This is a genomic window from Ahrensia sp. 13_GOM-1096m (genome assembly GCF_000620605.1).
In the GTDB taxonomy this organism is placed as follows: domain Bacteria; phylum Pseudomonadota; class Alphaproteobacteria; order Rhizobiales; family Rhizobiaceae; genus Ahrensia; species Ahrensia kielensis.
On sequence record NZ_JIAX01000013.1, the window covers coordinates 1 to 19,256 of the forward strand.

Annotated in this window: 22 protein-coding genes and 1 pseudogene; 16 read left to right on the forward strand and 7 right to left on the reverse strand. The window is 49.2% G+C overall.

Annotated elements, in window-relative coordinates; all coding sequences use genetic code 11:
- The 4 genes and pseudogenes from N530_RS17940 to N530_RS18885 form a co-directional block, all read right to left on the reverse strand.
- Positions 1-220, reverse strand: a pseudogene (locus N530_RS17940) (signal recognition particle-docking protein FtsY); the annotation flags it as partial.
- A gap of 11 nt (positions 221-231) precedes the next feature.
- Positions 232-1,524: a tRNA (N(6)-L-threonylcarbamoyladenosine(37)-C(2))-methylthiotransferase MtaB gene (gene mtaB / locus N530_RS0110890; RefSeq protein WP_026480723.1), complete on the reverse strand. Its 1,293-nt coding sequence runs from the start codon at positions 1,522-1,524 to the stop codon at positions 232-234.
- Positions 1,525-1,702: 178 nt separating this feature from the next.
- A complete protein-coding gene (gene dapF / locus N530_RS0110895) occupies positions 1,703-2,581 on the reverse strand; it encodes a diaminopimelate epimerase (RefSeq protein WP_026480724.1) in 879 nt (292 codons plus the stop codon).
- A gap of 75 nt (positions 2,582-2,656) precedes the next feature.
- Positions 2,657-2,818: a DUF1328 domain-containing protein gene (locus N530_RS18885; protein WP_026480725.1), complete on the reverse strand. Its 162-nt coding sequence runs from the start codon at positions 2,816-2,818 to the stop codon at positions 2,657-2,659.
- 169 nt (positions 2,819-2,987) lie between these two features.
- Between N530_RS18885 and N530_RS0110905 the strand changes: the two genes are divergently transcribed.
- Positions 2,988-3,635, forward strand: a complete 648-nt coding sequence (locus N530_RS0110905) for a carbonic anhydrase (protein ID WP_035266977.1) — start codon at positions 2,988-2,990, stop codon at positions 3,633-3,635.
- A gap of 54 nt (positions 3,636-3,689) precedes the next feature.
- On the opposite strand, the gene N530_RS0110910 is transcribed toward N530_RS0110905, so the two are convergent.
- From N530_RS0110910 to N530_RS17945, 3 genes are all read right to left on the reverse strand, one after another.
- Positions 3,690-4,493, reverse strand: a complete 804-nt coding sequence (locus N530_RS0110910; protein ID WP_018689882.1) for a lipid II flippase Amj family protein — start codon at positions 4,491-4,493, stop codon at positions 3,690-3,692.
- Positions 4,494-4,654: 161 nt separating this feature from the next.
- Complete coding sequence (locus tag N530_RS0110915; RefSeq protein ID WP_026480727.1) at positions 4,655-5,245, reverse strand: HupE/UreJ family protein; 591 nt, start codon at positions 5,243-5,245, stop codon at positions 4,655-4,657.
- Positions 5,246-5,448: 203 nt separating this feature from the next.
- Positions 5,449-6,354: an MBL fold metallo-hydrolase gene (locus N530_RS17945; protein WP_051540904.1), complete on the reverse strand. Its 906-nt coding sequence runs from the start codon at positions 6,352-6,354 to the stop codon at positions 5,449-5,451.
- Positions 6,355-6,448: 94 nt separating this feature from the next.
- Here N530_RS17945 and N530_RS0110925 point away from each other — a divergent pair, with 94 nt between their 5' ends.
- From N530_RS0110925 to sucD, 15 genes are all read left to right on the forward strand, one after another.
- Positions 6,449-7,282, forward strand: coding sequence for a LysR family transcriptional regulator (locus tag N530_RS0110925; protein WP_026480728.1), 834 nt, complete (start codon positions 6,449-6,451; stop codon positions 7,280-7,282).
- Positions 7,283-7,353: 71 nt separating this feature from the next.
- Positions 7,354-7,812: an Rrf2 family transcriptional regulator gene (locus N530_RS0110930; protein WP_026480729.1), complete on the forward strand. Its 459-nt coding sequence runs from the start codon at positions 7,354-7,356 to the stop codon at positions 7,810-7,812.
- A complete protein-coding gene (locus N530_RS0110935) occupies positions 7,802-8,686 on the forward strand; it encodes an NAD(P)/FAD-dependent oxidoreductase (protein ID WP_026480730.1) in 885 nt (294 codons plus the stop codon). The genes N530_RS0110930 and N530_RS0110935 overlap by 11 nt, the downstream gene beginning before the upstream one ends.
- A 27-nt stretch (positions 8,687-8,713) precedes the next feature.
- Entirely contained in the window at positions 8,714-9,385 is a 672-nt protein-coding gene (locus N530_RS0110940) for a class I SAM-dependent methyltransferase (protein WP_026480731.1), read from the forward strand.
- A gap of 81 nt (positions 9,386-9,466) precedes the next feature.
- Complete coding sequence (locus N530_RS0110945) at positions 9,467-10,276, forward strand: hypothetical protein (protein WP_026480732.1); 810 nt, start codon at positions 9,467-9,469, stop codon at positions 10,274-10,276.
- Between the two features lie 359 nt (positions 10,277-10,635).
- Entirely contained in the window at positions 10,636-12,189 is a 1,554-nt protein-coding gene (gene ffh, locus N530_RS0110955) for a signal recognition particle protein (RefSeq protein WP_026480733.1), read from the forward strand.
- Positions 12,190-12,232: 43 nt separating this feature from the next.
- Positions 12,233-12,658 (forward strand): 30S ribosomal protein S16, encoded by a 426-nt coding sequence (rpsP, locus tag N530_RS0110960; protein WP_026480734.1) that lies wholly within the window; start codon positions 12,233-12,235, stop codon positions 12,656-12,658.
- 222 nt (positions 12,659-12,880) lie between these two features.
- A complete protein-coding gene (locus N530_RS0110965; RefSeq protein ID WP_247869192.1) occupies positions 12,881-13,453 on the forward strand; it encodes an AprI/Inh family metalloprotease inhibitor in 573 nt (190 codons plus the stop codon).
- Between the two features lie 79 nt (positions 13,454-13,532).
- The gene (gene zapE, locus N530_RS0110970; protein ID WP_026480736.1) at positions 13,533-14,669 is read left to right on the forward strand and encodes a cell division protein ZapE; all 1,137 of its coding nucleotides are present in this window, start codon (positions 13,533-13,535) and stop codon (positions 14,667-14,669) included.
- Positions 14,670-14,671: 2 nt separating this feature from the next.
- Positions 14,672-15,058, forward strand: coding sequence for a VOC family protein (locus N530_RS0110975; RefSeq protein WP_026480737.1), 387 nt, complete (start codon positions 14,672-14,674; stop codon positions 15,056-15,058).
- Positions 15,059-15,276: 218 nt separating this feature from the next.
- Positions 15,277-16,239: a malate dehydrogenase gene (gene mdh, locus N530_RS0110980; protein WP_018689893.1), complete on the forward strand. Its 963-nt coding sequence runs from the start codon at positions 15,277-15,279 to the stop codon at positions 16,237-16,239.
- A gap of 9 nt (positions 16,240-16,248) precedes the next feature.
- Positions 16,249-16,824 (forward strand): hypothetical protein, encoded by a 576-nt coding sequence (locus N530_RS0110985; protein ID WP_026480738.1) that lies wholly within the window; start codon positions 16,249-16,251, stop codon positions 16,822-16,824.
- The gene (gene sucC, locus N530_RS0110990) at positions 16,821-18,014 is read left to right on the forward strand and encodes an ADP-forming succinate--CoA ligase subunit beta (RefSeq protein ID WP_018689894.1); all 1,194 of its coding nucleotides are present in this window, start codon (positions 16,821-16,823) and stop codon (positions 18,012-18,014) included. The genes N530_RS0110985 and sucC overlap by 4 nt, the downstream gene beginning before the upstream one ends.
- A gap of 4 nt (positions 18,015-18,018) precedes the next feature.
- A complete protein-coding gene (locus tag N530_RS0110995; RefSeq protein WP_026480739.1) occupies positions 18,019-18,222 on the forward strand; it encodes a hypothetical protein in 204 nt (67 codons plus the stop codon).
- Positions 18,222-19,142 carry a succinate--CoA ligase subunit alpha gene (gene sucD, locus N530_RS0111000; protein ID WP_026480740.1) on the forward strand — a complete coding sequence of 307 codons (921 nt, stop codon included), beginning with the start codon at positions 18,222-18,224 and terminating at the stop codon, positions 19,140-19,142. Before N530_RS0110995 ends, sucD begins: the two co-directional genes overlap by 1 nt.
- Positions 19,143-19,256: the final 114 nt, after the last annotated feature.

The window sequence follows — 19,256 nt, forward strand, 5'->3', positions numbered from 1 at the left end:
GCTCTGGCTCTGGCTCTGGCTCTGGCTCTGGCTCTGGCTCTGGCTCTGGCTCTGGCCTTGCGATTTGTTCGGTTTTAATGGCTTCGGGGGCCGCTTCTATCGTTTCAGCTTCTGGTGCCGTGTCATCTGGCTGTGTTTCTTCTTCAGGCACTTCGGCTGGTTGTTCCTCAACCGTCTTTTTGCCAAAAGAAAATACCTTTTTGATAAACCCGAATGCCATTTATAAAATTCCTATTGCGCGGCGACAGGCGCTGCATGACGCCCAATAAGGCGCTCACCATCATTGTTTAATACCTGAACCGCACAAATTGCACCAGCGCGGGCCACAGAACCGTCAACAAAAACGGGGGTGAAATCTTGTGTGCGCCCGATGCCATCTTTCTCAAACAGTACTGTTTGCACCGTGCCATCAAATTTCTTTAAATGTTGTTGCCAAGCGCTTGCAGCTTTTGCGCGGAGGCGCGCGGCACGCTCTTTGATAAGCGCGCGGTCAAGTTGGGGCATTTTGGCAGCGGGTGTTCCCTCGCGCGGCGAGAATGGAAAGGCGTGAACCCGCGCAAGGCCGCAATTATCAATGATCGATAATGCGTTTTCAAACATTGCTTCGGTTTCGGTTGGAAAGCCCGCAATGATGTCTGCACCAAATGAAGCATCAGGGCGAAGATCGCGCACGGTCTGGCAAAATTCGATGGAATGATCGCGCAGATGGCGGCGCTTCATGCGCTTTAAGATCATGTCATCGCCATGTTGCAGCGACAGATGGAAATGCGGCATCAAGCGCTGCTCGGATGCAATAGCGTCAAACAATGCTTCATCGGCTTCAATGGAATCAATCGATGAGAGGCGCAGACGCTCAAGCGATGGTACTTGCACCAGAATTTTTTGCACCAGAACGCCGAGCGATGGTTTGCCGGGCAGGTCCGGTCCAAAGCTTGTGAGGTCAACACCGGTTAAGACAATTTCCGAGTAGCCATTATCTGCTAGCCGTTTGACCTGATCGATAATGCCGCCAATGGGCACGGAACGCGATTGGCCACGGCCATAGGGAATAATGCAGAATGTGCAGCGGTGATCGCAGCCATTTTGCACCTGAACAAAAGCACGGGTGCGCCCTTCAATCGAATCGACCATATGGGGTGCGTTTTGCGTCACCTCGAAGATATCGTTGACGCGGACTTTTTCGAATTGATTGACGCCGAATTCCGGCAATGCGCGGTAGGAGGAGGCTTTGAGTTTGTCCTCATTGCCGATCACCAGATCAACTTCATCCATCGCGCCAAAATCATCGGGATTGATTTGCGCGGCGCAGCCCGTAACGATGATGCGGGCGTTTGGCTGTTCACGGCGGGCACGGCGAATGGATTGCTTGGCTTGGCGCACGGCTTCGCCGGTAACCGCGCAGGTGTTGATAATCACTGCGCCGCCTTCAAGCTGGCCCAGACCTGCGGCTTCTGCCTCGCGCTTTACCACTTCGCCTTCATAGGCGTTTAGGCGGCAGCCAAATGTGAGTGTCTTAATTGTCATGCGTTTCGCGGTTTAAAATTGCATTGGCCTTATATAATTTGGTTTTAAAAGGCACTTGCGCCAAATGCCAGACATAGCGCCGATATGCAAATCAAGCGTTAAGCTGCATGCTAGAGCAGCACAATTGTGATGTGTTAGGCATCAATATGGGAATTTAATGCGCCAATTTCCAATAAGGCTAGGCATCTTCGACAAGGCGTATCCATTTGCCGGTTTGGGCATCAAGCTTGCCTGCAAATTCCCACTCGGTCGGGCCTGTCATGATAATGTGGCTATCGTCGCGCCACTCTATAAATAGATCCCCGCCCGGCACCGTGATTTTAACATCGCGGCCCGTTAGTTTTTTGCGCGCAGCACTAACAGCTGTTGCACAGGCAGCAGAGCCGCAGGCTTGCGTTAAGCCAACACCGCGTTCCCATGTGCGGATGATAATGTGATCATCGCTTTGCACCTGCGCGATAGAAATATTGGCGCGCTGGGGGAAAATCGGGTGGTTTTCAAGCAAGGGTCCGAATCTGTCCAGATCATAAGACCAGACATCTTTTTTAACCCAAAAAATCGCATGGGGATTGCCCATATTCGCAACCGATGGCGTGTGCAGTACCGGCGCATCAATCGGCCCGATTTGTAGCTCAATGCCGGTCGTGTCACCGAACTCTTCTTCCAGCGGGATCTGGTCCCAGCGAAAACGCGGGCGGCCCATATCAACCGAAACCATACCGTCGTCGCTCTCGTCAGCGGTTAAAATGCCGCCAAGTGTTTCGAAGGTGAAATGGTTTTTTCCGGTTTCGGCGCTGAGCGCTGATACGACGCAGCGGGTTCCATTACCGCAAGCTTCTGCTTCTGAACCATCATTGTTGAGGATCATCACATAGGCATCGGTGCCCTCAGATTTCGGGTCATGAATGGCCATGATCTGGTCAAAACCAGTGTCGCTTTGCGCGTTAAGCTCAATGGCTGCTTGCGGGGTAATTTTGTCCGCACGTCCACGCATATCGGCAACAATGATCCTGTTGCCCAATCCGTTCATTTTCGCAAAATTGACGTCAAATGACATGATCGCGTCCGCTCAGTGTTATTTATGCTTATATGAGCGAACGCTTGTTAAATTCAAAGTGTTTTCTTTTGCCTGCTAAGCGATGACGAGAATGCCGAACAGCATGAGCAAGAACAAAATAAGCACAATACCAATTAATAGTTTTGCGCCACTAAGAGCAGCACCTGAAAGACGGCCAAAACCCAAGAGACCAAGAACTGCGGCTGCGACGAGGAGTATGAGGATCCATTTAATCATAGTTTCACCCTTGTATTGTAATTGCCTTATTTAACGCACATTTGGCCATTGGGTTCCCTCAGGTCGTTTTTTGTTTCTATAGATAGGGAAAGATTGGGCTTGGTCAGGGTTTTAAGATGAACTGTCAGAGACTATTGCCAAATTTTTCGCGCCGTTATATTTGAGAGCCATGACATTTCCCAAGCACCTCCTCGACGGTTATCAAAATTTTGCGAACGGCAGATTGCCGGAGCAGCGTGAACTTGCACGTGAGCTTGCAGAAAAAGGCCAAAAGCCTGAAACAATGGTGATTGCGTGCTGTGATAGCCGCGCGGCGCCTGAAACGATTTTTTGCGCTGATCCGGGCGAAATGTTCGTGGTGCGCAATGTTGCCAATCTCGTGCCGCCCTATACGCCAGATGGTGAGTTTCACTCGACATCTGCCGCGCTTGAGTTTGCGGTGCAAAGCCTTCGGGTAAAACATATCGTTGTGATGGGGCATGGGCGCTGCGGCGGTATTTCTGCTGCTCTAACGCCGGATATGGAACCGCTTTCACCAGGTGATTTTATCGGCAAATGGGTGAGCCTTCTTGCGCCTGCTGCTGAAGCTGTGGGTGCCAATGCCTATATGACAGGCGCGGAACGCCAGACGGCGCTGGAGCGTATTTCTATTCGCAACTCAATTGAGAATTTGAAGACGTTTCCTTGCGTGAATATTCTTCATGGTAAAGGCAAGCTGACACTGCATGGTGCGTGGTTTGATATTTCTACTGGCGAATTGTGGACCATGAATGATACGGGCGATTTTAAACGCCAAGATAATCCCCAAGCTGAATAATCGGCATTTGCGTTTGGTGATAACGCAATATGCAGATGTTTTACGCCGGCCATATTAAATTATCCGGCCAAGCCAAGCGATTAATTGCGCGGAGGGTACAAGCAGCAATTGCGCGAGTATCGTGCCTGCAAGTCTGCTTAAAACCATCCATATGATGAATTTCCGGTAGTAATTCTCGCTGACTTTCCCGCCTGCAACATCATCGGTCAGGCCTGCTAGATAGGGATCGATCAGAATAAACATCATGATTGTCGCCAGCCCGTTGATGACAGCCGACAGGCTGCTTGCGGTGACGCGAAACTCTGGCTCCAGATAGCCTGCATAGATCGACGCTAATACGCCCACCGTCCAAAGCGCGGTGGCAAGCACATTTAAGATGATGATCTTGGCTGGAAATTCACTTTTGATCGACAATTGGGTAATATTTTGCCAGCGCGGCAGCGCCACAGAGGATGTGATTGCGGAAATGCCGCGCGGTGTCGCCAGCCGTATAATTAATGCAGGCATGGAGCGGTTTTTGCGGAAGCTTTCAACCGCAACGCTGCCAAAGCGCTGAACGGTGGGTATGAGCAGGCCGCCGATGATGGTGGCAGCGGATGCAGCCAGCAAGATGAGCATGAAATCATTCAGCAGATTATGCACCGCATGGGCGTTGATTGTGTTTTCAACGCGCTTTGCCAGCAATGGGCCTTGGAACGAATTGGAAATCCGCGACACGAGCACCATCACATTGAAAATCGAGAACGCTATGGCAATTTGGCGGCTGCGAACGCCTGCGATCCGAAACCCATAGGCGAGCGTGCCGATCAGGTGGATGATGAAGGTGAGAAAGAGAATGGCTAGAAGCTGAACGTCCACGAAAATCTATCCTCGCTGGTGCCTGTATAGGGCCTTGCGCTCTATAAAGTGCGGCAATGCGGAATGATACTGAAATTCGAACGTTTAGTCGTGGCCAATATGGCCTTACCAATTTTGTCATGAGCGGATCTTTGATTAAGGCCCGCTCATGAAGGCGATTTTTAAGCCGTCATAAGGCCGATTCCGGCGACGAATGTCAGGCCGCCAAGCACGCGCGTGATGATTACTGCAATGCGTGTATTGTCTTTAAAGGCAGCATTGAGACCGTAGCCAATTGCGATGCCGAAGCCATGTAGAACAGCTGTGGCAATGGCAAATCCGGCAGCGTAACTGGCCTGCGTTGCCAATCCGATTTCACCGCCATGGGCAAAACCATGAAACAGGGCAAAAATGCCGACGATAGCAGCGCTAAGATAAACAGGGACTTTGACGGCCATTGCCACCAATAAACCCAATGCGACGACGGATGCCAGAATAGCAGGCTCAACGAAAGGCAATTGGAGGCCTGTTAGAGCCAGAACAAAGCCGAAAATCATCGTGCCAACAAAGGCGCTTGGCACAATCCAAAGCGCTCTTTGACCAATTTGCCAAGCCCAAAGGCCAACAGCAATCATGACAAGAATATGGTCCGTGCCAAATAGGGGGTGTGAAAAACCAGCTGCAAATGACCCATGCTCATTGGGATTTAAGTGAGCGAATGCGGGTGTTGCGGTTAAGAGCATCAACGGTAGGCAAATAAGTATTTTCTTCATATCGGAACCTTTGTTTAAGTCGTTCAAGCACCCCAGAATGGGTCGTGCTGTTTAGGTATTTCACATTTTTTGAACTTGCGAAAGTTCGAAACGAATTTTTGCTGAAGCTGCCATATATTATAAATGATATTCCCGCTCAATTGGTTGAGCGGGTTTGTAAAGAGGACTGGCTTAAAGCACTTTGATTCATAGGGCAGGTCTGGCTAAAGCGCCAACGCAGAACCCTCCGTAAGTACATGTAAAGAGGATTGGGTGTTTGCTAGATCATGTGACTTAATCATTTCACTAATAGGTTCTTGATAAAGCGCATAAGTTGAATGGTGGACAGGCAGAACCATGGCGGTTTTAATGCGTAAAGAAAAATCTACGGCTTGCTGACCGTTCATAGATACCTGACCCAGAGCACCATTCATGCCAACAGCGCCAATGTGGGGTATAAACAAGTCGGGTGTCGCGCGGTTTTTAATCGCGTCCCAAATCGGATCAGCCAAAAATGTGTCGCCTGCCCAATAGATGTTGGTCATTTTCCCACGGACCGTCGCTTCAATCCAATAGCCGTTACCGCGCCCCAAAATATCTGAAATACCTTGGTTGAGAGAGTGAATTGCTGGAATTGACGTGATTGTCACGGTGGTGTCAGCCATAGTGAAAACGCGTTTTTCACCGTGAGCCAGTGCGGATGCTGAAAAACCTTTTCGGGTCAAAGCATCGACGTCATGCGCCGGACATAATAAAGGGTTGTTTTTACCCAGCCATGCCTGCGCCTTTTGGTCGAAATGATCTTCATGTGCATGACTTAAAAGGACGAGGTCATATTCAGATACTGTTGTACCTGGAAATATTGTCAACCGCTCGTGGAATTTCACAGTAGGCCCTTTTGAAAGGTCGAACATCTCATTGGGGTCCGGCATTTGAAACGCTTTCTTGCCTTCGCCTAAGCATGGGTCTGTGAGAATGCGAAACCCGCCGATATTAAGTTCCATCATAGCTGCTCCAAGCCACCTCACAGATATATCGGAAGTTGTATTTCTTGCTATCGCCTGAAGTGGTGGCAGTGTGGAAGTTGCAGCAATAGCGCTACCCATTTTGAGAAAATTACGTCTGTTCATTAGTATCTCCTTGGTCTTGCGCATTGACATACCGCAGATTTTCAATTCAGATAATTCGTGAAATTTTGAATATATTAAACGGAAATATTAAATAGTGGTTGACTTACGAACTCTCGAAACTTTTGTTGAAGTTGCCAATTGCTTGAGCTTTTCGGATGCAGGACGGCGACTCGGTGTACCTGCATCAACAGTTACGACACGCGTGAAATCGCTTGAGGCACGCTATAGCGTGCGCTTGCTTGACCGTTCGACAAGGACTGTCGCACTTACCGCCGAGGGGCAGCAATTTTTGTTGCATTGCCGCAGAGCACTGAAAGAAATGTCGCTTGCTGATGAAATTATAGGGCGCGCGCAAAAAGCGTCAGGACAAGTACGCATTTCGATTCCAACAGCTTTTCCGAAAAAGCCGTTCGCTGAGATTGTTAGAGAATTCCGCTCTCTCTATCCCGATATTTCGATCAAGGTGTTTGTGGATGATCGACCTGTCTCCTTCATTGAGGAGGGGGTTGATTTGGCTTTGCGCGGTCGCGCGCCGGGTAGCGATAGTCTTATTGCCCGTCACCTCATAGACACGGAAATTATTTTTGTTGGCCCATTGGGCCACATCAACGATGAAGGGCTGCCAATTTTGCGTCCCATCGCAAAAGGATCAAGTGAGATAAATAGACAGGAAGGGCTTGCGACAGGGTCTTTTGAGTTATCACTTGAGTTCGTAATAAGTGGGCAAGCGCGCGCATATCTTCCCCGACCGACATGCCAAGAAGCTATCAAGGGGAATTTATTGGAAGAAGGTGAGGGGCCGGATGGACCGCAAGAACCGTTGCCTCTTTTTCTTGTTTATCATGACAAGTATCATCAGACCAAGCGCATTCAGCTTTTCAAGGATTTCCTCATCAGCGCATTCACGAAGAACAATGCTAAAATGTGAGATCGTTTGGAGCACGGAATAAAGCATGTCTGTGATTGACATTTATCGCGAATCGTAACAATTAATGTTACATGAAAAAGAACAGCCGCCTTTCCGCCGTTTTGCATGCGCTTCTCCATATGGCAGAGCATGATGAACCTATGACCTCTGATGCGCTTGCGCAATGTTTGAGCACCAATCCCGTTGTCGTGCGCCGGACGATGGGGCTTTTGCGTGATGCTAAAATTGTCACTTCTGAGCGCGGCCATGCCGGTGGTTGGCGCATCGCTGTGGATTTGTCGTCTGTTACGCTGCGCCAATTGCATGAGACGCTTGGTGAGCCTGCAATTTTTGCCATCGGAAATTCTAATGAGGATTCGCAGTGCCTTGTCGAACAGGCGGTTAATGCTGCGCTTGAAGACACATTTATAGAAGCCGAAGCCCTTCTGTTGAAGCGTTTTGGAGAAATTACGCTGGCTGATTTGGCTCAAGATTTTGCACGCCGTCATGCGCAGTGGCACCAACAAAAGGAACTAGAAAATGAATCATGATGTCATCATCATTGGCGGCAGCTATGCTGGCTTGGCTGCGGCTTTGCAGCTTGTGCGGGCACGTAAATCGGTGCTGATTATTGATGCTGGCCAGCGGCGCAACCGTTTTGCCAGCCACTCACATGGGTTTCTTGGACAAGATGGTGTCGACCCTGCTGTGATTGCACGCACCGCACGCGATGAAGTTGAAGCATATCCAACGGCGACTTTCGTTGAAGATATGGCTGTCGCAATTTCAGGTGAGAAAGATCAATTCTCTGTTTTAACGAAAGCGGGCGAAAATTATCGCGGGCGCCGCATTTTGCTGGCAACGGGTGTTGCCGATGAATTGCCGCCCATTGATGGTTTGGCAGAGCGTTGGGGGCAATCTGTTTTTCATTGCCCTTACTGCCATGGCTATGAACTTAACGAAGGCCAAATCGGTGTGATTGCGACGGGAGAAAAGTCATCACATCAAGCTGAAATGTTGACGGAGTGGGGTCAAGTGACGCTGCTCATCAACGGGGCTTTTGCGCTTGATGCTACTGCAAGGCGCTCTTTAGAAGACAAGGGCGCTGTGATTGAAGAAACGCCGATTGATAAAATTACAGGCGTGGCAGATGTGCATCTTGCCGATGGGCGCGTTTTGAATTTTGCCGGCATGTTTACAGCGTCGCGCTGTTCGCCATCAACGCCGCTTGCTGAGGATGCTGGATGTGCGCTGGAAGAAACGATGATGGGCATTCAGATACAAACCAATGAGACGAAAGAAACTTCTGTCACAGGCATTTTTGCCTGCGGTAATACGGCGCGTATTCCCCATTCTGTTTCACTTGCTGTAGGCGATGGGGCCATGGCAGGCGTGATGGTGCACCGTTCGCTTGTTTGGCCTTAAAATGAGTTGAGCAAAAAGGTTGGTTTGATGACGGATCATCCTGCGCTGTCCGGCGCTCATGAGGCAGAATATGCTGGTCGGGTGAGCAAGCAAATTCCTGGCTTGGGGGATATGCACCTTATGGCGGGGCTTTTGCTGGCCGAACATGTGCCGACAAACGGGCGTGTTCTTGTGCTGGGTGCAGGCGGCGGGCTTGAACTAAAAGCTTTTGCGCAATTGCAGCCAGATTGGCAGTTTGACGGTGTTGACCCGTCGGACGTGATGCTCAATCAGGCACATCATACGCTGGGCAGTTTAGCTTCGCGGGTTCGCTTTCATGAAGGTTATATCGATGATGCGCCCGATGGCCCTTATGATGGGGCAGCGTGTCTGCTGACTTTGCATTTTTTGCCGGAAGCAGAGCGGCGCAGAACTGTGACGCAAATGGCAAAACGTTTAAAGCGCGGCGCTCCTTTGGTGGTGATGCACCATAGTTTTCCGCCAGTAGAAACAGATAAATGGCTTTCGCGTTATTCGGCCTTTACCAATGCAAAAGGCGCATCGCCCATTGGGTTGCAGCAAATTGGAATGATGAAGAGAAAACTGCCCGTCCTGTCGCCCAATGAGGATGAAGCCGTTTTACGCGATGCGGGATTTGAGGACATCGACATGTTTTATACTGCATTCACCTTTAAGGGTTGGGTGTGCAAGAAGGTGTGAGATCTGTGTTATGACTTGATGCTGTTACGCGCAGCCATTCGTGCCATGCTTAACTAATGGAAAATTGAGGAAGGCTTGAGAATGTACAACCTGCAAAGTGATGAAAAATCGGTCCAACTTTGGTCTTTAAAGCATTTACAGCATGAAAAACTAGGATGTGAAATGCGTCCAAAATTATCGTCTGTTATACGTAGGCTTGAACCACAGGCATCCCAAATTCTTTTGTGCGAACATTCTACAGTCAATCCGATCAAGGCAGATATAGAGAACGTTTTGATATACAATGTAAGGGAAGCATCCTTTGCAAGGAGCTCACGTAACGGGATAATGTTTCGCCTTACACAAAGCTTACCTAAACCATCGCCGGACGGTGAATTTTATGACCATTTAAGCGAGTACAGTTTTACTGAAGCGCCTGAGCGCCCGGATTCCCCACTAATAGAATTCGATCTTGATAAAATGAGAAACCCCTTCGACATTTGGTGGGCTGCAACTGCTGCAAAGCCCGTTGAAATGCCGCAGGTAGTTGGAAATTTTGAACTCTACGTCGAGCTTTGGGTGCCAGAATCTCTCAAAAACCCTGGAGGGAAAATAAAAAAAGTCTTCGACGGAATTATTGCCTCAATGCACGCAGATTTAAAGCCATCTGAAGAAGCTATTGAGATTCTTGCAGAAAAACATATGGTAGATAAGAGGGAAATATATGATCGATTATCTGCCCCGCCTAATCCTTTGATATCTTTTGACGCAAACCGCCGACTCGTCAAACCCTACCGTCAAAATGTGCAATGGCACCCTGATGATGGACGATGTGTTTCAGGAACGTTGATTATGAAGCAATCGTCTGTGGCTAAGTGTGTTGTATCTTTACGATCAATACCTTCAGTATAAGACGAGTAAGGAAACAAACCGATACTTGTTGTTTCTGCCATTCTCTTGACTCTGGCGCACTTCTTGGCCATAAGCGCGGCTGTTCAGCGATATTTTTAAACGCCGAGCCACTGACCGGTGCGTAAAATCTTTATGATGCCGGAGGTCAACACCCGACAGCGCGATGCGCCCTCGGGTGCTTTTTGGCTATGTGCGCGGGGTTTAACAAGTTGCAAAGCGTTTCAGGCGAAGTGGACACCGGTTCGCCGCCCGGAAACGCGACAGAACAAAAGGCGCAGGTTGTTTCCATCAAGTTGGAAATAAACTGCGAAATGCTTATCTTGGTTTCACATGGTGTGAAATGAAGAGCAGGAACAAATATGTTTGAATCACTTCAGGACCGCTTAGGTTCGATCTTTTCTGGCCTCACAGGCCGCGGCGCGCTTTCCGACAAGGATGTGGCAGCGGCGCTGCGCGAGATTCGCCGTGCGCTGATCGAAGCGGATGTTGCGCTGGAAGTGGTGCGTGATTTTACCGATCGCGTGCGCGAAAAAGCCGTTGGCGTTGATGTTGTTAAATCCGTCAAGCCGGGCCAGATGGTCGTCAAGATTGTTCATGACGAGCTGGTTGAAATGCTCGGCAGCGAAGGCGAGACAATCGACCTTAACGCGCCGTCGCCTGTTGTCATTATGATGGTGGGCTTGCAGGGTTCTGGTAAAACAACGACCTCTGCAAAAATTGCTAAGCGCCTGACAGGCCGCGATAAGAAAAAGGTCTTGATGGCCTCGCTCGATACGCGCCGTCCAGCGGCCCAAGAGCAGCTTCGCCAGCTTGGTGAACAGGTTGACGTGGTTACCCTACCGATCATTGAAGGGCAGTCGCCTTCTGATATCGCAAAACGTGCGGTGCAGGCTGGTAAGCTTGGCGGCTACGATGTTGTTATCCTCGACACGGCAGGTCGCACGCATATTGACGAGCCGCTGATGATCGAGATGGCGGATATTCGCAAACATGCGGACCCGCACGAAATTCTGCTTGTTGCTGACTCGTTGACGGGTCAGGACGCGGTTAATCTTGCCAAAAGCTTTGACGAGCGTGTGGGCATTACTGGCCTTGTGCTTACCCGTATGGACGGCGATGGACGCGGCGGTGCTGCTCTTTCTATGCGTGCTGTTACGGGCAAACCGATCAAGCTGATTGGTACGGGCGAGCGCATGGACGAGATGGAAGAATTCCATCCCAAGCGTATTGCCGACCGTATTTTGGGCATGGGCGATATTGTTTCGCTGGTTGAAAAAGCCGCCGAGAATATCGACCAAGAAAAAGCGGCCCAAATGGCCAAGAAGATGCAGGAAGGCAAGTTCGATATGAACGATCTTGCGGACCAGTTGCATCAGATGAAGAAAATGGGCGGCATGGGCGGTATCATGGGAATGATGCCGGGCATGGGCAAGATGAAAGACCAGATGGCTGCGGCCGGAATGGATGACAGCATCTTTAACCGTCAGCTTGCGATCATTGGTTCTATGACCAAGCATGAACGCGCGCGCCCTGATATTTTAAAACATAGCCGCAAGAAACGTATTGCCGCTGGTTCTGGCACGAACGCTGCTGAAATCAACAAGCTTTTGAAAATGCACCGCCAGATGGCCGACATGATGAAATCCATGAAGGGCAAAAAAGGCGGCGGCATGATGGGCAAGATGATGGGCGGTCTTGCTGGCAAAATGGGCATGGGCGGCGGAATGCCGGGCGGCATGGGCGCTGGAATGCCTGATCTGTCCAGCATGAGCCCGAAAGAAATCGAAAACCTGCAAAAGCAGGCTGAGCAAATGGGTCTTGGCGGCGGCATGCCGAAACTGCCGGGCCTTGGTGGTCCGAAATTACCTGGTTTAGGCGGCGGTGGTTTGCCGGGCCTGCCGAAAAAGAAATAACGAAACAATCACACTTTAAAGAATACAAATAAGGAAAACTAAAATGGCTACTAAAATTCGTCTTGCACGCGCTGGTTCAAAAAAGCGTCCTTACTACCACATCGTTATTGCTGACGTTCGCGCGCCACGCGATGGCCGCTTCATCGAGCGTGTTGGTAAATGGGACCCAATGTTGCCAAAAGATGGCGATGCGGTTCGTGTTGAGCTGAACGAAGAGCGTATCAAGTACTGGGTAGAAAACGGCGCTGTGCCTACAGACCGCGTTTTGCGCTTTATGGCTGCTGCTGGTCTTGCGACACGCGATGAGCGCAACAACCCTAACAAAGGTAAGCCTGGTAAAGCTGCTCAAGAGCGTATTGCTGAAAAAGAGCAAAAAGAGCTTGATAAAAAAGAAGCTGAAGAAGCGGCAAAAGCAGCAGCTGCTGAAGCTGCGGCTGCACCAGCTGAAGAAGCACCTGCAGAAGAATAAGTTTCCGTATATTACGGTTATGACAAACGGGGCAGCGATGCCCCGTTTTTTTGTTGTCTATTCATTAACGTAAGCGTTGCACATTAAGCGCATGACGCGCGCAATTTCGCGCCGATGACCGTTTATTTGAGAAACATTTATTGCGAATTTCCTTGTTTCGCCATTTTATGACGGTATGTAGTTGAATCGGGACAGGTAATTTTATTGCCAATTTGGAGTTATATGATGGGGATTTCATCCATTAAGCCGATCACGGTTTTACTGGTTGCAGGTGTTGTACTGGCTGGTTGTCAGAGTTCGCGTATGGGCGCTTTGCAAACACAATCGCAGCCTGCACCGCTGACACCTGCGCCTGCCGGTACGGTGACAAGCAATCAATTGCCGCCGCCTGCGCAACCAAATGCCCAGCAAAACGGTAATTTCCCGACTGCGCCTGCAAATGCATCCAATCCAAATGGAACAGATGTGGCCAATTTGAAAAACCCGTCCAGCATTCAAAATGTTTCAACCAATGCGCCTGTTACAAAAGAAGCATTGGTTGGTGCGTGGAAAGTTTCAACCGGCGGCTCTAACTGCCAGATGTTTATGGCTTTGACCAAGTGGACGGGCGGTTTCCGCGCAGCTTCACGGGGTTGCCCTGGTGATGCTGCTGCTGTTTCGGCGTGGAACGTGTCAGGCAATAAGGTCGTGTTGAGCGATACCAATGGCAATCAGGTTGCGACCTTGTTCCAATCCGGTGCAACTCGGTATGACGGGCAAACGAGCGGCGGTAGCGCCATTAGCCTTTCACGCTAATTGTCTTTACGCAATTTTGAACGGAAAATCGGTGCCCATTTTTCCTGCATTTGCTTTAGAACATATTGGACGCTGAGCCATGCCTGAACGTATCTTGCCGGGCGATTCAGTTCGTGCGCGTTACAACGAACTTGTTGCCGATGGTGTCATTATGGATGATGCCGCGCAGCATGATTTAGCCGATAAGCTTGATGATCTGAACGCGCGCATTGGTTCTGCGCGTTTGGCCGTTTCGTCCTCTTCGCTCGGCTGGCTGTTTGCTAAAAGAGCACCGAAGAAGAACGTTGTTCGCGGTCTTTATATTCACGGCTCGGTGGGCCGTGGTAAAACCATGTTGATGGATTTCTTTTTTCAAGCATGCCCTGAAAAGAAGAAAAGACGCGCTCATTTTAATGATTTTATGGCCGATGTGCATGACCGCATTGGCCTGTACCGCGATAAGGTGAAAGCCGGAACGGTCAAAGATACCGACCCTATTGTGCCAGTTGCGCATGATATAGCGTCAGAAACCAAGGTGCTTTGTTTTGACGAGTTTTCCGTCACTGATATTGCCGACGCGATGATTTTATCGCGGCTTTTTACAGCGCTGTTTGAGCAAAATGTCGTACTGGTTGCGACCTCTAATGTGGTGCCGGATAGTCTTTATAAGGACGGTTTGAACCGCAGCCTGTTTACGCCGTTTATTGATATTCTAAAGCGTCATACCGATGTGACGAGCCTTGATGCGGATCAAGATTACCGCCTGTCAAAGCTGGCTTTGTCAGAGCGCTATTTTTCGCCGATCAATGCGGTGTCTGACGCTGGTATGGACGATCTATGGCAATCAATTGCTGGTCCTGAACCAAGGTCAATGACGCTTGAGGTTAAAGGGCGCAAGGTGAAGGTGCCGCAGACGGGCCTTGGCGCTGCACGGTTCACATTTGATGATCTGTGCGCCAAGCCGCTTGGTGCGCGCGATTATATGACGATTGCTCGCGCCTATCACACGCTGTTTGTTGATCATGTGCCGATTATGGATATGACCACGCGCAATGAGGCGAAGCGGTTTATTACTTTGATAGATACGCTGTATGATACCCATACCAAGCTGGTGATGTCTGCTGAGGCTGAACCGACTGAGCTTTATAACTCCAAATCCGGCACTGAAGGATTTGAGTTCGACCGTACCGCATCGCGGCTGATCGAGATGCGATCCGATAATTGGATGGAGGGTTGAACATGGGCTCTTTTATATCTGCGGTCACATTGACCGTTCCAGACTATGATCAGGCGATTGATTTTTATGTCGGTGTGCTGGGGTTTGACCTGCTTGAAGACACGAAACTTAGCGATACAAAGCGCTGGGTTAAGATTGCGCCCAAGGGCGCACAAACTGCACTGGTTATCGCGCAGGCTGAGGGTGCGTCACAGATTGCTGCCGTTGGAAATCAAAATGGTGGGCGTGTGTCATTTTTTCTTCAAACAGATGACTTTATAAGTCGCTATGAAACCATGCGAAATGCGGACGTTACCTTTACGGAAGAACCGCGCCGCGAATCTTATGGCCATGTCGTCGTTTTCAGCGACCCATTTGGAAATCTGTGGGATTTAATCCAACCGATTTGATCATTTGCCAACTGATTTGAACGTCTCAATTGTTGTTTTGATTGACGTTTACGTAATTCCCGCAATATCTAAACGATTGAAAATATTGGTTTCTCACTTTTCGGTTGATTTTTTATTCAATGCGAGTCACCAACACTAGGACTGCGGGAGAGTGCCTAGCTTTGCCAGTGCCTCTTTTCGCACCTTGATAACCACAAGCGATATGGAAAACTATCATTATGGCACGCAATAAAATTGCACTCATCGGCTCCGGTATGATCGGTGGCACATTGGCCCACATGATCGGCCTGAAAGAACTCGGCGATGTTGTTCTTTTCGACATTACTGAAGGCATTCCTCAGGGCAAAGGCCTTGATATTGCCGAATCCTCACCTGTTGACGGGTTCGACACAAAATTCACTGGCGCCAATGATTACGAAGCCATCAAAGGCGCTGATGTTTGTATCGTAACAGCTGGTGTTCCGCGCAAGCCGGGCATGAGCCGCGATGACCTTCTTGGCATTAACTTGAAAGTTATGGAGCAGGTTGGCGCAGGCATCAAAAAATATGCACCGGACGCTTTTGTGATTTGTATCACCAACCCGCTCGACGCGATGGTTTGGGCTTTGCAAAAATTCTCTGGTCTGCCGAAAAACAAAGTTTGCGGCATGGCGGGCGTTTTGGACTCAGCGCGCTTTACCTATTTCCTTTCAGAAGAATTCAATGTGTCTGTTGAAGATATCAACACATTCGTTCTTGGTGGCCACGGCGACACAATGGTGCCGCTCACACGTTATTCAACGGTTGCAGGCATCAATATTCCTGACCTGATTAAAATGGGTTGGACAACAAAAGAGCGTATCGATGAGATCGTTCAGCGCACACGCTCAGGCGGCGGCGAAATTGTTGGCCTTCTTAAAACAGGTTCTGCTTATTATGCACCGGCAGCGTCTGCTGTGATGATGGCTGAAGCCTATTTGAAAGACAAAAAACGCGTTCTGCCATGTGCTGCGCATTTGTCTGGCCAATACGGCGTTAAAGACATGTATGTTGGCGTGCCAACCGTTATCGGTGCTGGCGGCGTTGAGCGGATCATCGAGATCGACCTGAACAAAGCTGAGCAGAAAATGTTCGACAATTCGGTTGAGAGCGTCGCGGGTCTTTGTGAAGCATGTGAAAACATCGCGCCAAGCTTGAAGTGATGTAGCTCTGTGACACAGCGAAGGGAAATAGCTTTAGGGATACTGCTTCTACTGCTTAGTTTAGCTGTAGGGTGGTATCTCATTGATTGGTTTTTCGAGGTTTTTCTCAAAGCCGATAAATCTGTTCAAACATCCATAATCGCAGGTACAATAGCAGTTTTTGGTATTCTTTTCACATACTGGAAAGAACGTACCCGGTCATTGAGGGAAGCCCACCGAGATAAGAAAATTGAAGTATACTCAGTTTTTTTTGAAATGGTCTTCAATCTAATGCAGCAGTCAAAGGACGAAAATTATAATCCTGAAACTGATCAAGTGTTTAAGGATCAATGGATGAAGCTCACGAAGGAGTGCATCTTTTATGGGTCTCCTAAGGTGCTGAAAACAATAGCTGAGTTTAAAGCAGATAGTGTATCACCAGAACCTAACTCTATTGGGGTAGTTAGAAAAGTCGGGAATATCTTTTTGGCTATGCGCGAAGATATAGGCCTCAGTAACCGAGGCTTGAACAATTTAACTATACACCAAGTTTATATCAACGAAGATGTACAAGAACTCGAAAATACTCTGAAAGTGGAAAAATGAACATTCACGAATATCAGGCAAAGCGCCTTCTACATTCTTACGGCGCACCGATTGCTGGTGGCGTTGCAATTTATTCAGCTGAACAAGCTGAAGAATGGGCAAAGAAAATGCCTGGACCGCTTTATGTGGTTAAAAGCCAAATCCACGCTGGTGGCCGCGGTAAAGGCAAGTTCAAAGAACTTGGCGAAGAAGCTGCAGGCGGTGTTCGTCTTGCGCGTTCTGTTGAAGAAGTTGTTCAACACGTCAAAGACATGCTCGGCAACACGCTGGTCACAAAACAGACTGGCCCTGAAGGCAAGCAAGTAAACCGCCTTTACATTGAAGACGGTGCGGACATTGAACGCGAATTGTACCTTTCTATCCTGATCGACCGCACCGTTGGTCGTCCGGCATTTGTGGTTTCCACAGAAGGCGGTATGGACATTGAGGCGGTTGCTGAAGAGACACCTGAGAAAATCTTCACACTGCCAATCGATCCGCTTAAAGGCATGACCGATGCGGATTCTAGAAAAATCAACCGTGCTTTGAAGCTGACTAAAGAGGCCGCTAAAGACGGGTTGGAACTTTTCCCGATCCTCTACAAAGCTTTCACTGAAAAAGACATGTCTTTGCTTGAAGTGAACCCGCTGATCGTCATGAAAGACGGCCGTTTGCGCGTTCTTGATGCGAAGGTTTCTTTTGATGGTAACGCATTGTTCCGTCATGAAGACATTATGGCACTACGCGATTTGAGCGAAGAAGACGACAAAGAGATCGAAGCGTCTAAGCATGATCTTGCCTATGTTGCTCTCGACGGCAATATCGGCTGCATGGTGAACGGTGCTGGTCTTGCAATGGCAACGATGGACATCATCAAGCAATATGGCGAAGAGCCAGCGAACTTTCTTGATGTGGGCGGCGGCGCGACAACTGAAAAAGTGACCGCAGCGTTTAAAATCATCACGGCTGACCCGAAGGTCAAAGGCATTCTCGTCAATATTTTCGGCGGCATCATGAAATGTGATGTGATCGCAGAAGGTGTTGTTCAGGCGGTTAAAGATGTTGGTCTTAAAGTGCCGCTCGTTGTGCGCCTTGAAGGCACGAATGTTGAAAAAGGCAAGCAGATTATCAACGATTCTGATGTTGATGTGATCGCAGCTGATGACCTTGATGATGCGGCTCAGAAAATCGTGAAAGCGATTAAAGGCTAATTGAATGGAAGCTGGCCCCCTGATCGGAACATTGCTTCCTTTTGCTGTCCTGTTCGGGGGACTGTTTCTTTTCTTACGTGCGACGAACCGTCATTATCAAAAACATGTTCATGAAGTGAACGCGGTGAACCAAGAAATAGCGGATACGAACCGTGAAATGATTGCCGAACTTCGTGAGATCAAACAGTTATTAAAGGACCGACACTAATGTCCATTCTAATCGACAAAAATACGAAAATTCTTGTCCAAGGTCTGACCGGTAAAACCGGTACATTCCACACGGAACAAGCGCTTGCCTATTTCGGCACAAAAATGGTCGCGGGTATTCACCCGAAAAAAGGCGGCGAAACTTGGACTGCAGGCGAAGGCGCTGGCGAAGCTGCCGGCACTGAATTGCCGATTTTCGCAAGCGTTGCGGAAGCTAAAAAAGTAACCAAAGCCAATGCTTCTGTGATTTATGTTCCACCAGCAGGTGCGGGCGCTGCGATCATTGAAGCGATCGACGCGAAAATTCCGCTGATCATCTGTATCACTGAAGGTATTCCGGTGATGGATATGGTTGAGGTTAAAGCCAAGCTCGACAAATCTAAATCACGTCTTATCGGCCCGAACTGCCCAGGCGTTATGACACCTGACGAATGTAAAATCGGCATTATGCCGGGCAACATTTTCAAAAAAGGTTCTGTTGGCATTTTGAGCCGTTCAGGCACTTTGACATATGAAGCCGTGTTCCAAACAACCAATGAAGGTCTTGGCCAGTCTACGGCTGTTGGTATCGGCGGCGATCCGGTTAAAGGCACAGAATTCATCGATATGCTCGATCTGTTCCTTGATGATCCTGAAACAGAATCAATCATCATGATTGGTGAAATTGGCGGTTCTGCGGAAGAAGAAGCCTGCGAATGGCTTCAAGAGCAGGCCAAAAAAGGCCGTTCAAAACCAATGGTTGGCTTTATTGCAGGACGCACAGCACCTCCAGGCCGCACAATGGGCCATGCTGGTGCCGTGATTTCCGGCGGTAAAGGCGGCGCGGAAGACAAAATCAAGGCGATGGAAGCTGCGGGTATTCGCGTTTCACCATCACCGGCAAAACTTGGCGAAACACTTGTAAGTGTTTTGAAGGGTTAAGTTCGCGCTAGCGAACCAAAATGACTTTCCCCCGCCACAATTCGGGGGAAAGAGAACCTGAGGGGAAACCCTTAATACAAATTTGCGGAAGATCCTGAAAGCAAGGCGATCGAA

Bases quoted from the DNA above. Each gene is read 5' to 3' on its own strand.
- mtaB (WP_026480723.1), bottom strand. From the start codon at position 1,524: ATGACAATTAAGACACTCACATTTGGCTGCCGCCTAAACGCCTATGAA.
- dapF (WP_026480724.1), bottom strand. From the start codon at position 2,581: ATGTCATTTGACGTCAATTTTGCGAAAATGAACGGATTGGGCAACAGG.
- N530_RS18885 (WP_026480725.1), bottom strand. From the start codon at position 2,818: ATGATTAAATGGATCCTCATACTCCTCGTCGCAGCCGCAGTTCTTGGT.
- N530_RS0110905 (WP_035266977.1), top strand. From the start codon at position 2,988: ATGACATTTCCCAAGCACCTCCTCGACGGTTATCAAAATTTTGCGAAC.
- N530_RS0110915 (WP_026480727.1), bottom strand. From the start codon at position 5,245: ATGAAGAAAATACTTATTTGCCTACCGTTGATGCTCTTAACCGCAACA.
- N530_RS17945 (WP_051540904.1), bottom strand. From the start codon at position 6,354: ATGAACAGACGTAATTTTCTCAAAATGGGTAGCGCTATTGCTGCAACT.
- N530_RS0110930 (WP_026480729.1), top strand. From the start codon at position 7,354: ATGAAAAAGAACAGCCGCCTTTCCGCCGTTTTGCATGCGCTTCTCCAT.
- N530_RS0110935 (WP_026480730.1), top strand. From the start codon at position 7,802: ATGAATCATGATGTCATCATCATTGGCGGCAGCTATGCTGGCTTGGCT.
- N530_RS0110940 (WP_026480731.1), top strand. From the start codon at position 8,714: ATGACGGATCATCCTGCGCTGTCCGGCGCTCATGAGGCAGAATATGCT.
- N530_RS0110945 (WP_026480732.1), top strand. From the start codon at position 9,467: ATGTACAACCTGCAAAGTGATGAAAAATCGGTCCAACTTTGGTCTTTA.
- ffh (WP_026480733.1), top strand. From the start codon at position 10,636: ATGTTTGAATCACTTCAGGACCGCTTAGGTTCGATCTTTTCTGGCCTC.
- rpsP (WP_026480734.1), top strand. From the start codon at position 12,233: ATGGCTACTAAAATTCGTCTTGCACGCGCTGGTTCAAAAAAGCGTCCT.
- N530_RS0110965 (WP_247869192.1), top strand. From the start codon at position 12,881: ATGATGGGGATTTCATCCATTAAGCCGATCACGGTTTTACTGGTTGCA.
- zapE (WP_026480736.1), top strand. From the start codon at position 13,533: ATGCCTGAACGTATCTTGCCGGGCGATTCAGTTCGTGCGCGTTACAAC.
- N530_RS0110975 (WP_026480737.1), top strand. From the start codon at position 14,672: ATGGGCTCTTTTATATCTGCGGTCACATTGACCGTTCCAGACTATGAT.
- mdh (WP_018689893.1), top strand. From the start codon at position 15,277: ATGGCACGCAATAAAATTGCACTCATCGGCTCCGGTATGATCGGTGGC.
- sucC (WP_018689894.1), top strand. From the start codon at position 16,821: ATGAACATTCACGAATATCAGGCAAAGCGCCTTCTACATTCTTACGGC.
- N530_RS0110995 (WP_026480739.1), top strand. From the start codon at position 18,019: ATGGAAGCTGGCCCCCTGATCGGAACATTGCTTCCTTTTGCTGTCCTG.
- sucD (WP_026480740.1), top strand. From the start codon at position 18,222: ATGTCCATTCTAATCGACAAAAATACGAAAATTCTTGTCCAAGGTCTG.